Raw genomic sequence first — 15,236 nt, 5'->3', positions numbered from 1 at the left:
CCGCACACGGCTACACCGGACCCGTCGACGGCGTGATGGGCCCCAACTCCTGGCGCGGCTTCAGCCGCTTCATCAACCAGGACCGCTGGGACTGAGACCCGCCGGACGGGGAACCGGCGGCGGGCGCTCAGCCCCTCGCGCGTCCGTCGCCGCCGTCCCCCGTCGCGGGTTCCCAGTCCAGCTCCCACAGCCGCACCGTGCCGTCGCCGCCGCCCGACACCACGAACCGGGCGTCCGGGGTGATCGCGAGGGAACTGACCATGCCGGCGTGGCCGCCGAGGGCGTGCAGGCAGCGGCCGCTGCCGGTGTCCCAGACGCGGACGCGGCCGTCGCTGTCCCCGGTGACGGCATACCGGCCGTCAGGGGTGAGCCGGCCCACCACCGTCACCCCCGGTTCCTCGTCGAAGACGGTCAGCTGCTCGCCCGTGGCCGTGTCCCACAGCAGACGGCCGCCGTGCAGGCCGTAGCAGAGCAGCCTGCGGCCGTCGGCGCTGATGCCCACCTGGTCGGACACCTTCCGGCGGCCGTCGAGCAGGACGTGCCGGCACCGGCCGCTGAACAGGTCCCAGATCCGTACGCCCCGGTCGAGGTCGGCGGAGGCGGCCCACCGCCCGTACCCGGACATGGCCACCGCGGAGACCGGGGTGCGGTGGCCGGTCAGTTCGCGCAGACAGCGCCCGGTGTCCAGGTCCCACAGCCGTACGGTCTTCCGGTCGGCGGTCAGGGCGCGCCGGCCGTCGGCGCTGAACGAGACCCCCTTGAACATGTAGTTGATCCGCGCGTCGGCCGCGCGCCGGGGCCCGGCGTCGCCCCGCCAGACCACCAGCGCGTCACCGCCCGCCAGCACCCGGCCGTCGTCCCGGCCGATCCCCACCGCGAAGAGGGTCTCGGGGTGCGGCCGGTGCCGGCTCCGGCCGGTGGCGAGGTCCCAGGAGTACACCCCCTTGGAGCCGTGGGCGGACACCGCCGTACGGCCGTCGGCGCCGATCGCGATGTCGTCGACGCGGGTGTCCGCGACCGGCGGGAAGCTCCGTACCGGCCAGGCCGTCCGCAACCCCGCGAACCCGGTCGCCGCACCCAGCCGCCACCACGCGTCCAGCAGCCGCGGCTGCCGCTCGTGACCGGGCAGCTTCCGTGCCCGTACGAGCAGTTCGTGGGCCCTTCGGTGCAGGCCGTCGGCGAGGGCCCGCTCCGCCTCGGCGGCCAGGGCCCCCGCGTCGTGGTCCAGCCGTTGCCGCTCCGTGGCGCGGCGGGGGCGGCTCGGATGCATCGGGGCGGTGTAGGAGCCGGGAAGCCGCCAGGTCCACCCCAGGAGGGTTCCCGACGCGTCGACCGAGGCGCCTCGGTCGGCCCGGGTGCCCATGAGCACGGCGTACACCGGTTTCGTGTGACCGGAGAACGTGCGCAGGCAGCGTCCCGCGCGCAGGTCCCACAGCCGGACGTTGCGGTCGGCGCCGCCGACGAGGGCGAGCCGGGCATCGGGGCTCAGCCACATCGTGTGGATCAGGCCGGTACCGGTGAGGACCCGGCCGAGGCAGCGGCCGTCCGCCAGGTCCCACAGGCTCAGGTGGTTGCGGGACGCCGTCAGCGCGTGGCGTCCGTCGGCGTTCACGAACGCGGTGGTGACGCGGTCGCCGTCGCCCGCCAGGTCGAGCCGGTGCCGGCCGGTCCCCAGGTCCCACAGGGCGGCCCCGCCCCCGGCGGTCCCGCCCAGCGCCCAGCGGCCGAAGTCGCTCACCGCGAGCCACACGTGGTCGCGGTACCCCTCCAACGGCCGCCGGCGCACCGGCCGCAGCCCCGGGGCCGCGGAGGCGGGCCACCACTGGGCCTCGCGGCCGGCGACCACGGAGAAGTGCCGGCCGTCCGCGGCCATCCGCACCAGCCCCGCCCGCCGGGGGAGCACCGGATCCGGCGCCCCCTCGGACCACCCCGGCAGGGCGTACCGGTGCAGGAGGGCGCCGCGTTCCGGATCCCAGAACCGCAACAGGCCGTCGGTGTGGGACGACACGACGGTGCGGCCGTCCGCGGTGACGTCGACCGCGTCGGGTCCGGTGTCCGTGAGGGTGAGCGCCAGGCGGCTTCGGCCGAGGTCCCACACCTGGACGCCGGAACGGCCGACCTTGCGCATCGCCCACAGGCTGTCGGCGGTCAGCCGCACCGAGGGCCGGAGGCAGCGGCTCTCCTCCTCGTGGCTCCACGGCAGTTCCATGGAGCCGGCACAGTTCCCCTCCCCGGTCCGGCCGGACCGCAGCGCCTCGGCCGGGCCGCGAACCTCGGGGTCATGGGGATGCTCGCGCTCCAGCTCCTCCAGCAGTTGACGGGCCGTTCGCGTGTCGCCGCGCTCCAGGTGCACATGCGCCCGCAGCACCCGGGACTGCCGGTCGTCCTCGGCGTCCGTGCCGTCGGTGCGGAGCCGGGCGAGGAGGTGGCCGTCGGTGACGGGCTCGCGCCCGCCCTCCGGGCCGTGCACGGCGGCCCCATCGACCAGGGAACCCCGTCGCCACTGCAGGAGCCCGGAGTTGTAGAGGGCTTCCAGGTGCCGGGGGTCGGCGGCCAGCGCGGCGGCGAACGTCTCCTCGGCCTCGTCCGCGCGGTCGAGGTCGAGGAGGGACAGGGCGCGGTTGTTGAGCTCGTCGGCACGCAGCTCGGCGGGCTCGGGTGCCGCCCGCGGATACCGACGACCCGTCACACGGTGGTAGGAGGCGGTCAGTTCGTCCGCGACACGGGTCATGGTGGCGGGCCGTCCGCCCGGTTCGGGAGCGAGGCAGCGGGCGAGGAGGGCGGCCACGTCCGGGGGCACGGCGGGCAGGGCGGGGTCGTCCGGACCGTCGGCGAGATGGCTCTCCAGCGCGGCCCCGGCCACCGGTCCGGCCATCCATCCGACCCCGCCGGTGAACATCTCCAGCACCGAGACGCCGAAGCTGTAGACGTCGCTGCGCCGGCCCAGCGGCCCGCCCGCGCTCTGCTCCGGGGACGCGTAGGCGGGGGTCAGCCCGCCGGTGGGCACGAGAACGGTTCCCCCGGCCGGAATCCGGCCAGGCGCCCCGGACGCGGTGCCGCCGCCGGTACGGGCCAGCCCGAAGTCCGTCACCTTCACCGTGCCGTCCGTGTCCAGCAGCACGTTCGCCGGCTTGACGTCCTGGTGCACCAGCCCGTGCGCGTGGGCGTGTTCCAGCCCGCGGGCGAACTGCACGGCGATGTCCAGGATCCGGGCCAGTGCGGCCGCCGCGCCGCCCTCGTAGAGGCTCCGGTCGGCGATCCGGTCCTTGAGGCTGCCGCCCGCCACGTACTCGGCGAAGACGCACGGCACCCCGTCGATCACGCGCACGTAGTGGCAGCCGCACACGTTCGGATGCAGCCCGAGCGACACCCAGGTCTCCGCCTCCGCCACGAACCGGTCCCGGTCGGCGGCGGTCGCGAACAGGCCGGGGCGCGGGCACTTCATCGCCAGGTCGGTGCCCCAGCGGAGATGGCGCACCCGGTACACCAGCCCCATGGCCCCGTCGCCGTGCACCCGCAGCACCTCGTACCGGCCGTCGATCACGTCCCCGGCGGACCGTGCCCCCGTCACACCGACCTCCATGCGGAATCCCCCCGTCGAGGTGCCGTCGGCGGGTCCGCGGCGATCCGGACGCGCCGCGGCGCCGCACCACCATGCCACGCGGGGAACCGCACCGCACACGTATGCGACGGGGGACGGGAACGGGCGGTGGAACATTCGGTGTCCGCCCGGTGACCCGCCCGGTCGTGCGCCCCGGACGGCGGTGGAACCGCGCGGTGCGGACCGGCGTCTGCCCGCATGTCCGCAAGATCGTGAACGGTACCGGAGGAACCCGCCCATGCCCGCAACAGCCGACCGCTACCTCTACCTCGCCCGGCACGGCGAGGCCACACCGGACGAGAGCCGCCTGACGGACAACGGCCGCCGACAGGCCCTGCTGCTCGGCGAGCGGCTCCGGCGCGTCCCGCTCACGGCCGTCCACCACGGCCCGCTCCCGAGGGCGGCACAGACCGCCCGGCTGATCTGCGACCAACTCGACGGCGTGCACCCGCAACCGTCCGAACCGGCCGGGGACTACCTCCCCCACCTGCCGGAACGAGAAGAACTCCCGGCGGAATGGGCCGACTCCATGCTCGCCCGCCTGTCCGGCTTCCCGGCCGAGGAGCGCGAGTGCGGACCGGGACTGGCCCGGGAGGCCCTCGCCCGGTTCACCGGACCCGTCGAGGGCGACGAACCCCGCCACGAACTGGTCGTCACCCACAACTTCCTCATCGGCTGGCTCGTCCGGGACGCCCTCGACGCCCCCGAGTGGCGCTGGATGGGCCTCCACCAGGCCAACGCCGCACTCACCGTCATCCGGTACGCGACCGACCGTCCCGCCTCCGTGCTCCTCTTCAACGACACGGGGCACCTCCCCGGGGAACTGCGCTGGACCGGCTTCCCGCCCGAACTCCGCGTCCCGCTCTCCGACTGACCGAGGGCCGGCCCGGGGCGGGCCCGCCGCGCCGACCACCGGCACCCGGACGGGCGACGCGACCGCCGATGGGCGGACCGGCCCGCGAACGGGCCTAGACTCGGTGAAATGGCGAAGTACTACGACGTACACCCCGTGAACCCCCAGCGGCGCACCATCAGCAGCGTGGCCGACAGCATCCGGTCCGGCGCGCTCGTCGCGTACCCCACGGACTCCTGCTACGCACTGGGATGCAGGCTCGGCAGCCGGGACGGCATCGGCCGGATCAGATCGATCCGCAACCTCGACGACCGCCACCACTTCACCCTCGTCTGCCAGGACTTCGCGCAGCTCGGCCAGTTCGTCCACGTCGACAACGACGTGTTCCGCGCGATCAAGGCGGCGACGCCCGGCAGCTACACCTTCATCCTCCCCGCGACGAAGGAGGTGCCGCGCCAGCTGATGCACCCCAAGAAGAAGACGGTCGGGGTCCGGATCCCCGACCACGTGGTCGCCCAGGCGCTGCTCGCCGAACTGGGTGAGCCGCTGCTGTCCAGCACGCTGCTCCTGCCCGACGAGGACGAGCCGATGACACAGGGCTGGGAGATCAAGGAACGGCTCGACCACGTGGTGGACGCCGTCGTGGACTCGGGCGACTGCGGCACCGAGCCGACCACGGTCATCGACTTCTCGGGCGGCGAACCCGAGATCGTCCGCCGCGGGGCCGGCGACACCGCACGGTTCGAGTAGGGCCCGCAGGTCCGCCGGCCCGCCGTCATCGGGGCCGGGCCGGCTCCCCGCACGCCTCGTCGAAGCGTTTCAGCACCAGGCGCGCCACGTCGGGGTGCGCGCCGAGCGGGGCCGAGACGGGACAGCCGCCGGCACCGTCCGCACGGCGGGCGAAATCGCCGGGGGCCATCAGGTACCGGGCCACCGCCACCCGCTGATGGCCCGCCGCCCGCAGGGCCCGTACGGCCTCGGCCGGGGTCGGGGAGACCGCGCAGAGATGGGCGGGAACGACCGGACGCCCGAGCCGTCGCCGGAGCAGGTCCGCCATCGCCGCGGTGTCGGTGCGGGCGGCGGGATCGGTGGAACCGGCCGCGGCCAGCACGACGGCGTCCGCCCCGCCCGGCCCGGAGGACCGCGAAGGGGACCGGTCCGCCTCGACGAGCCGGTCGCCCAGGGCGGCGGCCAGCAACGGATCGGGCCCGAGCGGCCGGGCCTGTCCGATGTCCAGGTGCGGCGCGGCGGCCCGGACCGCGGGCAGGTCGACCGTGACGTGGTGGCCGGTGCTCAGCAGCAACGGGACCAGCACCACCGGGCCGCGTACGGCGGCCAGCACCTCGGCGGGCGCGGGCGGGGCGAGGCCGAGGAACGAGAGACGGACCGTCAGACCGGGCCGCAGGGCGCGGACCAGGCCGAGCAGCTCCCGGTACGCGGCGACCCCCGCCCGGTCACGGGTGCCGTGCGCGACGGCCAGCAGCATCGGGGCGGCGGGCCCGTACGTCACGGCGCCGCCGGCGGGCTGCGGCCGGGCGTGCGCGACGCCGGGCGGGGACATGGGCGCGGAGCCGTACGACCGGGTGTTCCCGCCGGGGCGTGTGGCGGCCGGAGGAGCCGCGGGCCCGTACGTCACGGCGCCGCCGGCAGGCTGTAGCCGCGCTTGGGCACCGTGCGCACCAGCCGGGCGTGCACGCCCAGCGCACCGCGCAGCCGGGCGACGGCCGCCTCCACGGCGTGTTCGTCGGCCCGGCCGGTGACCCACACCCGGCGCAGCAGCTCGGCCCGGCTGAGCACCCGGCCCGGCTGCTCGGCCAGGGCGCGCAGCACCGCCGCGAGCAGCGGGGGCAGTTGCACGGGCGGCCCGTCGTCGACCAGTACGGCGTTGCCCTGCAGCACCAGCGTGCCGGCCCCGGTGCGGACCTCCCGCCTGCCGTGGGCGGGCAGGGCCGTCTCGATGGTCCGCACCATGGCACCGAGCCGCCCCCGCTCCGGGCCGAGCACGGTGACGCCCGCCTCCTCCAACGGCCGGGCGCAGACCGGGCCCACGCACACCGGCAGCACGTCCGCGCGCAGCGCGGCCAGCACCTGCGCGCGCAGGCCGAGCCCGTCCGCGGCGGCGAGGAAGGCGGTGATCGCGGGAGCGCTGGTGAAGGCGATCGCGTGCAGCTCCCGCCGTACCGTCCGCTCGGCCATCCGGCGCAGTGGCGACGGATCGTCCGGCGGGCCCCAGCGGTAGACCGGCACCGGGATCACCTCCGCGCCGCGCTCGGCCAGCGCCGCGGTGAAGCCGTCCAGCGGCACCCCGTGCTCCTGCACCGCGATCCGCCTGCCCGGCAGGTCCCGGGCGAGCAGCCAGGTCAGCAGCTCGTCGGTGGTCTCGGTGACCGGGGAGAAGGTCTCGCTCAGGCCCCCGGCGCGCACCGCCCCGGTCGCCTTCGGGCCGCGGGTGAGCACCACGGCCCGCCGGCACACCTCGGCCAGACGCGCGCCGTACCCCCAGCCGTCGGCCGCGCTCAGCCAGCCGCGCCAGCCGACCCCGGTGGTCGCCACCACGTAGTCGAGCGGACCGGTCAGACAGCGCGCGGTGGCTCTGCGCAGCGCCTCGTCGTCCTCCAGCGGAAGGATCCGCAGGGCCGGCGCCTCGACCACCCGGGCGCCGCGCCGCAGCAGCAGCGCGACGAGCTCCTCGCGTCGCCGCGCGGCGGTGACCCCGACGGTGAAGCCGGTCAGGGGGCCCGTGGGCCGGGAGCTGTTCATGTCCTGCAGGCTCGGTCGGCGGTGTTTCGGCCCCGTTGCGCGCCGGTCACGTCGCGGTAAGGGGGAGGCCGCCGGACGTTACGCGAGGTTTCCGCCGGGTCACCCCGGTCCCGGAGCGGGATGAGGGAGCCGTACCACCGGCGCAACGAGGGCGACCCGGTCGCGTAACGGCACCGGACGACGCTCTGGGGCATGACGACGACCGACACCCACTGCCCGTACTGCTCGCTGCAGTGCGGCATGCGCCTGCGGGTGCCGCAGGACGGCAGCGGGACACAGGTACTGGAACGCCCCGACTTCCCGGTCAACCGCGGCGCGCTGTGCGGGAAGGGCCGGTCGGCCGCCGCGGTGCTCGACCCGGCCGTCCGGCTGACCGCGCCGCTGGTGCGCGACGCGCGGGGCGGGGAACTGCGCGAGGCGTCCTGGCCCGAGGCGCTCGACCGGGTGGCGGCCGGACTGGCGGCGGCCGGGCGGGCCCACGGGCGGAACGCCGTCGCCGTCTTCGGCGGGGGCGGCCTCACCAACGAGAAGGCCTACCTGCTCGGCAAGTTCGCCCGGGTGGTGCTCCGCACCGCCGACATCGACTACAACGGCCGGTTCTGCATGTCCTCGGCGGCCGCCGCGCACCGGATCGCCTTCGGCCTGGACCGCGGACTGCCCTTCCCGATGGCCGACATCGCGACCACCGGCTGCGTGATCCTGGTCGGCGGGAACCCTGCCGACACCATGCCGCCCGCCCTGCGCTACTTCCACGAACTGCGCGCCAACGGCGGCACCCTGATCGTGGTGGACCCGCGCCGCACCCGCACCGCAGAGCAGGCCGACCTGCACCTGCAGCCGGTGCCCGGCACCGATCTGGCGCTGGCGCTCGGCCTGCTGCACCTGGCGATCGCCGACCGCCGGGTCGACCGGGAGTTCGTCGCCGCCCGCACCACCGGCTACGAGGCCGCCGCCGAGGCGGCGATGGCGCACTGGCCGGAACGGGTGGAAGCACTGACCGGCGTTCCGGTGCCCCGGCTGCGCGAGGCCCTGCGGCTCTTCGCGGACGCCCCCACCGGCATGGTGCTCACCGCCCGCGGCCCCGAGCAGCAGAGCAAGGGGACGGACACCGTGGGCGCCTGGATCAACCTCTGCCTGGCGCTGGGCAAGGCGGGCCGCCCCGGCTCCGGCTACGGCTGCCTGACCGGGCAGGGCAACGGCCAGGGCGGCCGGGAACACGGCCAGAAGGCCGACCAGCTCCCCGGCTACCGCTCGATCGAGGACCCCGCCGCCCGCGCGCACATCGCGGACGTCTGGGGCGTGGACCCCGACGACCTGCCGGGTCCGGGCCGCTCGGCGTACGAACTGCTGGACACCCTGGGCACCCCGGACGGGGCGCGGGCCCTGCTGGTGATGGGCTCCAACCCGGTGGTCTCCGCGCCCGACGCCGGCCACGTCACCGAACGGCTGCGCGCCCTGGACTTCCTGGTGGTCGGCGACCTGGTGCTCTCCGAGACCGCGCAACTCGCCGACGTGGTGCTGCCCGCCGCGCAGTGGGCGGAGGAGACCGGCACCACCACCAACCTGGAGGGCCGGGTGATCCTGCGCCGGGCCGCCCTGCCCCCGCCGCCCGGCGTACGCACCGACCTGCACGTGCTGCGCGAACTGGCCGCCCGGCTCGGCGTGCGCGGGGGCTTCCCCGAACGGGCCGAGGACGCCTTCGAGGAACTGCGCCGCGCCTCGGCCGGCGGGCCCGCCGACTACTCCGGGATCAGCTACCGGCGCATCGAGGCCGAACAGGGGGTGTTCTGGCCCTGCCCCGCCGAGGACCACCCCGGCACCCCCCGGCTGTTCCTGGACCGCTTCGCCACCCCGGACGGCCGGGCCCGCTTCGCCCCGGTCACCCACCGCCCGGCCGCCGAACAGCCGGACGGGGACTACCCGCTCCTCCTGACGACCGGGCGGGTGCTGTCGCAGTACCAGAGCGGCGCCCAGACCCGCCGGGTCCCGGAACTGAACCGGGCCGCGCCCGGACCGTTCGTGGAACTGCACCCCCGGCTCGCGGCACGGCTCGGGGTGAGCGACGGGGAACCGCTCGTGGTCACCAGCAGGCGCGGCCGGGCCACGGCCCCCGCCCGGGTGACCGGGACGATCCGGCCCGACACCGTCTTCATGCCGTTCCACTGGGCCGGTGCCGGACGGGCCAACATCCTCACCAACCCCGTCCTGGACCCGGTCTCCCGGATGCCCGAGTTCAAGGTCTGCGCCGTACGCGTGGAGCGGGCCCGATGAGCCGGCGGATCGCCGTGGTCGGCGCGGGGATGGCCGGGGCCCGGTTCGCCCAGCAGTACCGCGCGCTCGGCGGGGACGGCGAGGTGGTGCTGTACGGGGCCGAGCCGCGCGGCCCGTACAACCGGGTGCTGCTGGCCGAGGTGCTGGCCGGGCGGTACGACCCGGAGGCGATCGCACTGGACTGCGGTGCCGGGACCCGGGTGCGCGGCGGCTGCGAGGTGACCGCACTGGACCTGACGGAACGTCGGCTCCGGCTGGCCGGGGGCGGCACGGCCCGCTACGACGACCTGGTCCTGGCCACCGGCGCCAACCCCGTACTGCCACCGCTGCGCGGACTGCACGGCACGCACGGGCTGAAGGCCGGTGTGCACGCGCTGCGCACCCTGGCCGACTGCGCCCGGCTCACCGAGGACGCCGCCCGGGCCACCCGCGCCGTCGTGATCGGCGGCGGGGTGCTCGGGGTCGGCGCCGCCCGCGCCCTGGCCGCGCTCGGCCTCCCCGTCGAGATCGTCCACCAGGCGCCCCACCTGGTCGAACGCCACCTGGACGAGCAGGCGGGCCACGCGCTGCGCGGCTTCCTCGCCGACCTGGGCGTGGAGACCTACCCGGGCAACCGGGCCCGCGCCCTGCACGGACCGGACCGGGTGACCGGGGTCCGGCTGGCGAGCGGCTACCTGCTGGAGGCGGACCTGGTGGTCCTCGCCTGCGGGGTCCGCCCCCGCACCGGGCTGGCCCGCACGGCCGGGATCGCCGTGCGCTCGGGAGTGGTGGTGGACGACCTGCTGGCGGCCTCCGCCCCCGGCGTGCACGCCATCGGCGACTGCGCCGAACACCGGGGAACCGTCCACGGACTGGCCGGACCGGCCTGGGACCAGGCCGACCTGCTGGCCGCCCGGCTGGCCGGAACCGCCCCCGACGCCCGGTACACCGGCTCCCGCCCGCTGGCCCGGCTCAGCGCGGGCCCCCTGGAGTACGCGGCCTTCGGCGAGGTGGGCGAGGACGTCCCCGGCACCGACGTGCTGCGCCTGGTCGACCCGACCCGCGGCTCGTACAAGAAGCTCGTGCTCCGGGGCGACCGCCTCGTCGGCGGCATCCTGCTCGGCGATCTGGCCGCGGTCGGCGGCCTGGCCCGCGCCTACGAGCGCGACGACCCGCTGCCCGAGAACCCCCTCGACCTGCTCACCACCACCTGACGACCGTCCGCGACGCCACCCGAGGAGACCGCCCGTGATCGAGAAGTCCCTGATCCTGGTCGGCCACGGCATGGTCGGACAGCGCTTCCTGGAAGCCCTGTTCGAGCAGCCGGCCACCGCGCAGAAGTACCGCCGACGGGTCACCGTGCTCGCCGAGGAACCCCGGCCCGCCTACGACCGGGTGCACCTGACCAGCTGGTTCTCCGGCACGTCGGCGGAGGAACTGTCCCTGTGCCCGCCCGGGTTCGTCGAACGGCACGGCATCGACCTGCGCCTCGGCGACCCGGCCACCGCCGTCGACCGCGAGGCCCGCACCGTCACCACCCGCAGCGGCTCCGTACTGCCCTACGACGACCTGGTGCTGGCCACCGGCTCCTACCCGTTCGTGCCACCGGTGCCCGGCCACGACGCCACGGGCTGCCACGTCTACCGGACCATCGAGGACCTGGAGGCGATCGCCGCCGACGCCGGGCGCGCCGGGGTCGGCGCCGTCGTCGGCGGCGGCCTGCTCGGTCTGGAGGCGGCCGGCGCGCTGCGGGCCATGGGACTGGAGACCCATGTGGTGGAGTTCGCCCCCCGGCTGATGGCGCTCCAGGTCGACGACGGCGGCGGCGAGGTGCTCCGGCGCAAGATCGAGGACCTGGGCGTGCACGTCCACACCGGGGCGGGCACGCAGCGGATCGACACCGACGAACACGGCCGGGTCCGCTCCATGTCCCTCTCCGACGGCACCGAACTCGCCGTCGGCCTCGTGGTCTTCTCCGCCGGGGTGCGCCCGCGCGACCAGCTGGCCCGCGACTGCGGCCTGCCGGTGGGCGAACGCGGCGGCATCGTGGTGGACGAGCACTGCCGCACCCCCGACCCGCGGATCCGGGCGATCGGCGAATGCGCGCTCGCCGCCGACGGCCGGGTCTACGGCCTGGTCGCCCCCGGCTACGCGATGGCCGAGGCGGTCGCCCGCGAACTCACCGGCACGAGGGCCGGGTTCACCGGCTCCGACACCTCCACCAAGCTCAAGCTGCTGGGCGTGGACGTGGCCAGCTTCGGCGACGCGCTCGGCACCACCGAGGGTGCCCTGGAGGTGCTCTACGCCAACAGCAGGGCCGGGATCTACAAGAAGCTGGTGGTCGGCGCGGACGGCCGGCTGCTCGGCGGCGTGCTGGTCGGCGACGCCGACGCGTACGCCACCCTGCGCCCGCTCGCGGCGAGCGGCTCCCCGCTGCCCTGCCCGGCCGAACAACTGCTGGTGCCCGCCACGGACGGCGGACAGGGGCCGCCGGTGCTGCCGGACGAGGCGGTGATCTGCTCCTGCCACAACGTCAGCAAGGGCGCCGTCCGGGCGGCCGTCTCCGGACAGGGCATGCGCACCGTCCCCGAGGTCAAGAAGTGCACCAGGGCCGGTACCGGCTGCGGCAGTTGCGTGAAACTGCTGGATTCCGTGGTGGCCGGGGAACTCGCGGCGGGCGGGCACGAGGTCTCCCGCGGCCTGTGCGAACACTTCACCCACACCCGCGCGGAGCTCTACGAGATCGTCCGGGTCAAGGGCATCACCGGTTTCTCCCGGCTGATCGACGAGCACGGCAGCGGCGAGGGCTGCGACATCTGCAAACCGGCCGTCGCCTCGATCCTGGCCGCCCTCGGCAACGGCCACGTCCTGGACGGCGAACAGGCCGCCCTCCAGGACACCAACGACCACTTCCTGGCCAACCTCCAGCGCAACGGCTCCTACTCGGTGGTGCCCCGCGTCCCCGGCGGCGAGATCACCGCCGAGGGCCTGATCGCCATCGGCGAGATCGCCCGCGACCACGGCCTCTACACCAAGATCACCGGCGGTCAGCGGATCGACCTGTTCGGGGCCACCGTCGACCAGCTGCCGGGCATCTGGCGCCGGCTGGTGGACGCGGGCTTCGAGTCCGGCCACGCCTACGGCAAGGCGCTGCGCACGGTCAAGTCCTGCGTGGGGCGGACCTGGTGCCGCTACGGGGTGCAGGACTCCGTGGCCCTGGCGATCGAACTGGAGCTGCGCTACCGGGGCCTTCGGGCACCGCACAAGCTCAAGTCCGCCGTGTCCGGCTGCGCCCGGGAGTGCGCCGAGGCGCAGAGCAAGGACTTCGGCGTGATCGCCACGTCGGAGGGCTGGAACCTCCACGTCGGCGGCAACGGGGGCATGACGCCGCGCCACGCCGATCTGCTGGCCGTCGGCCTGGACCACGACACCCTGATCCGCACCGTCGACCGGTTCCTGATGTTCTACATCCGCACCGCCGACCGCCTGGAGCGCACCGCCCCCTGGCTGGAGCGCCTGGAGGGCGGCCTCGACCACCTGCGCGCGGTCGTCATGGACGACTCGCTCGGCATCTGCGCGGAGCTGGACGAGCTGATGGCCCGGCACGTCGAGACCTACGAGGACGAGTGGGCGGCGACCCTGGCCGACCCCGAACGGGTGCGCCGCTTCGTCTCCTTCGCCAACGCCCCGGGAACCCCCGACCCCACCGTCCGCTTCGTCCGCGAACGCGACGGCATCCGCCCGGCCCGCCCCGACGAGGACGGGTTCACCCTCGCTCCGGCCCTGATCGCCGGACCGTCCCCGGAGGTACGCACCCGATGAACGGCACCGCCCCGAACGAGCACCCCGAACGCCTGGTGGAGATCGACGACGGCCGTGCCTGGACACCGGTCTGCCGGTACCGGGACCTGGTGCCGGGACGCGGGATCGCGGTCCTGGTCGGCCCCGGGGACGACCAGGTCGCGGTCTTCCGCGAGCGCGACGGCACGGTGCACGCACTGGCCAACCGCGATCCGTTCAGCGGCGCCCATGTCATCTCCCGGGGCCTGCTCGGCAGCCGCGGCGGTGTGCCGGTGGTGATCTCGCCGATGCTCAAGCAGACCTTCGAACTGCGCACCGGACGCTGCCTGGACGAACCGGACGCCCCCGACGGAACCCCCGCCGACCTGCGTGTCTGGCCGGTGCGCGTGGTCGCGGCGACACCCGTGGGGGCGACGCGATGAGCGGTACGGCCACGGCCGCCGCGCCGGACGCCGCCCGGTCCCGGCGGATCGAGCACTGGGACCCCGAGGACGCCGACTTCTGGGCCCGGTCGGGCGCCCGGACCGCCCGGCGCAACCTCGTCCACTCCGTCCTCTGCGAGCATGTCGGCTTCTCCGTCTGGAGCCTGTGGTCGGTGCTGGTGCTCTTCCTCGGCCCGGAGTACCGCATCGACGCCGCCGGGAAGTTCACCCTCACCGCCCTGCCCACCGCCCTCGGCGCCGTGCTGCGGATCCCGTACACCCTGGCCGTGGCACGCTTCGGCGGCCGCAACTGGACGGTCCTCAGCGCGCTGCTGCTGCTCGTGCCGACCGTGCTGGCCGGGATCGTGCTCGAACCGGGAGTCCGGTACGGCACGCTGCTCGCGGTGGCCGCCGTGGCGGGGGTCGGCGGCGGCAACTTCGCCTCCTCAATGGCCAACATCAACGCGTTCTACCCGCAGCGGCTCAAGGGCCGGGCGCTGGGCATCAACGCGGGCGGCGGCAACCTGGGCGTGCCGGTCGTGCAGCTGCTCGGCCTCCTGGTGCTGGCCACCGCGGGCGCCGGCCACCCCCGGCTGCTGGTGCTCGGCTACCTGCCGCTGATCGTCCTGGCGGCGCTCGCCGCCGCCCTGCGGATGGACAACCTCGCCACCGTGCGCGACGAGCGCGGCGCGATGCGCGAGGTGCTCGGGGACGCGCACAGCTGGGTGATGTCGCTGCTCTACATCGGCACCTTCGGCTCGTTCATCGGCTTCGGCTTCGCCTTCGGGCAGGTGCTCCAGGTGCAGTTCCACCAGCAGTTCGACACCCCGGTGAAGGCGGCGGCCCTCACCTTCCTGGGACCGCTGCTCGGCTCGCTGGCCCGCCCGGTGGGCGGCATGCTGGCGGACCGGTTCGGCGGGGCCCGGGTGACGTTCTGGACGTTCGCGGCGATGGCGCTGGGCGCCGGGGCGGTGCTGGAGGCGTCCCGGCGGCACTCGCTCGCACTGTTCCTGTGCGGGTTCGTCGCGCTCTTCGTCCTCAGCGGGGCGGGCAACGGATCGACCTACAAGATGATCCCGGCGATCTTCCGGGCCAGGGCGCGGCAGGAGACCGGGAACGGCGCGTCACCGGCCGGGGCCGAGCGGCGCGCACGGCGCAGGACCACGGCGCTGATCGGGGTGGCGGGAGCGGTCGGGGCCTTCGGGGGAGTACTGGTCAACCTGGCCTTCCGGGAGTCCTTCCTGCGGACTCACGACGGCCGGGCCGCGTACCTGGCGTTCCTCGGCTGCTACGGCCTGTGCATGGTGGTGACCTGGGCCTGCTACCTGCGCCGGTCCGCGCGCGGACTCCCGGGCGTGTGACGGGGCGGCCGGGCGGGGACCACGGGCGGGGACACGGCGCGGGCGTCCGTGCCGGCGGCCGCGGGCGGGACCACGATTCGTGCGGGGACCGGGTTGATCGCTAAGGTGCCTGGTCACGACCGCACCCCGTTCGATCCAGGGGCCGGTCAGAGCTCTGTCGCGGTCGGTGGCACCTCCACGACCGCCGT

The 15,236-nt window shown here is 75.2% G+C and carries 10 protein-coding genes; 7 read left to right on the top strand and 3 right to left on the bottom strand.

From position 1 onward, the window contains the following. Positions 1–127 precede the first annotated feature (127 nt). Complete coding sequence (locus ABZZ04_RS30895) at positions 128–3,571, bottom strand: protein kinase (RefSeq protein WP_356935523.1); 3,444 nt, start codon at positions 3,569–3,571, stop codon at positions 128–130. A gap of 268 nt (positions 3,572–3,839) precedes the next feature. On the opposite strand from ABZZ04_RS30895, the gene ABZZ04_RS30890 reads away from it, so the two are divergent. Both ABZZ04_RS30890 and ABZZ04_RS30885 read left to right on the top strand, forming a co-directional pair. Then, positions 3,840–4,475: a histidine phosphatase family protein gene (locus tag ABZZ04_RS30890; protein WP_356935522.1), complete on the top strand. Its 636-nt coding sequence runs from the start codon at positions 3,840–3,842 to the stop codon at positions 4,473–4,475. Positions 4,476–4,583: 108 nt separating this feature from the next. Next, the gene (locus ABZZ04_RS30885; RefSeq protein WP_356935521.1) at positions 4,584–5,204 is read left to right on the top strand and encodes an L-threonylcarbamoyladenylate synthase; all 621 of its coding nucleotides are present in this window, start codon (positions 4,584–4,586) and stop codon (positions 5,202–5,204) included. Between the two features lie 25 nt (positions 5,205–5,229). On the opposite strand, the gene ABZZ04_RS30880 is transcribed toward ABZZ04_RS30885, so the two are convergent. Both ABZZ04_RS30880 and ABZZ04_RS30875 read right to left on the bottom strand, forming a co-directional pair. Next, positions 5,230–6,015 (bottom strand): CbiX/SirB N-terminal domain-containing protein, encoded by a 786-nt coding sequence (locus tag ABZZ04_RS30880; protein WP_356935520.1) that lies wholly within the window; start codon positions 6,013–6,015, stop codon positions 5,230–5,232. 71 nt (positions 6,016–6,086) lie between these two features. Beyond that, on the bottom strand, positions 6,087–7,214 hold the full coding sequence (locus tag ABZZ04_RS30875; protein ID WP_356935519.1) for a uroporphyrinogen-III synthase: 1,128 nt from the start codon (positions 7,212–7,214) through the stop codon (positions 6,087–6,089). A gap of 192 nt (positions 7,215–7,406) precedes the next feature. Between ABZZ04_RS30875 and ABZZ04_RS30870 the strand changes: the two genes are divergently transcribed. The 5 genes from ABZZ04_RS30870 to ABZZ04_RS30850 are packed head-to-tail and all read left to right on the top strand — an operon-like array spanning position 7,407 to position 15,048. Continuing rightward, positions 7,407–9,485 carry a molybdopterin oxidoreductase family protein gene (locus ABZZ04_RS30870; protein ID WP_356935518.1) on the top strand — a complete coding sequence of 693 codons (2,079 nt, stop codon included), beginning with the start codon at positions 7,407–7,409 and terminating at the stop codon, positions 9,483–9,485. Then, the gene (locus ABZZ04_RS30865) at positions 9,482–10,678 is read left to right on the top strand and encodes an FAD-dependent oxidoreductase (protein WP_356935517.1); all 1,197 of its coding nucleotides are present in this window, start codon (positions 9,482–9,484) and stop codon (positions 10,676–10,678) included. The genes ABZZ04_RS30870 and ABZZ04_RS30865 overlap by 4 nt, the downstream gene beginning before the upstream one ends. A 34-nt stretch (positions 10,679–10,712) precedes the next feature. Beyond that, positions 10,713–13,286 carry a nitrite reductase large subunit NirB gene (gene nirB / locus ABZZ04_RS30860; protein WP_356935516.1) on the top strand — a complete coding sequence of 858 codons (2,574 nt, stop codon included), beginning with the start codon at positions 10,713–10,715 and terminating at the stop codon, positions 13,284–13,286. Further along, a complete protein-coding gene (locus tag ABZZ04_RS30855) occupies positions 13,283–13,687 on the top strand; it encodes a nitrite reductase (NAD(P)H) small subunit family protein (protein ID WP_356935515.1) in 405 nt (134 codons plus the stop codon). Before nirB ends, ABZZ04_RS30855 begins: the two co-directional genes overlap by 4 nt. Next, the gene (locus tag ABZZ04_RS30850) at positions 13,684–15,048 is read left to right on the top strand and encodes a nitrate/nitrite transporter (RefSeq protein WP_356935514.1); all 1,365 of its coding nucleotides are present in this window, start codon (positions 13,684–13,686) and stop codon (positions 15,046–15,048) included. The genes ABZZ04_RS30855 and ABZZ04_RS30850 overlap by 4 nt, the downstream gene beginning before the upstream one ends. Positions 15,049–15,236 lie beyond the last annotated feature (188 nt).

Origin of the sequence: Streptomyces sp. NPDC006435 (assembly GCF_040612315.1) — a bacterium.
GTDB lineage: Bacteria > Actinomycetota > Actinomycetes > Streptomycetales > Streptomycetaceae > Streptomyces.
The sequence above is the reverse complement of the archived record's forward strand: the minus strand, read 5'-3'. Positions and strand labels throughout refer to the sequence as shown.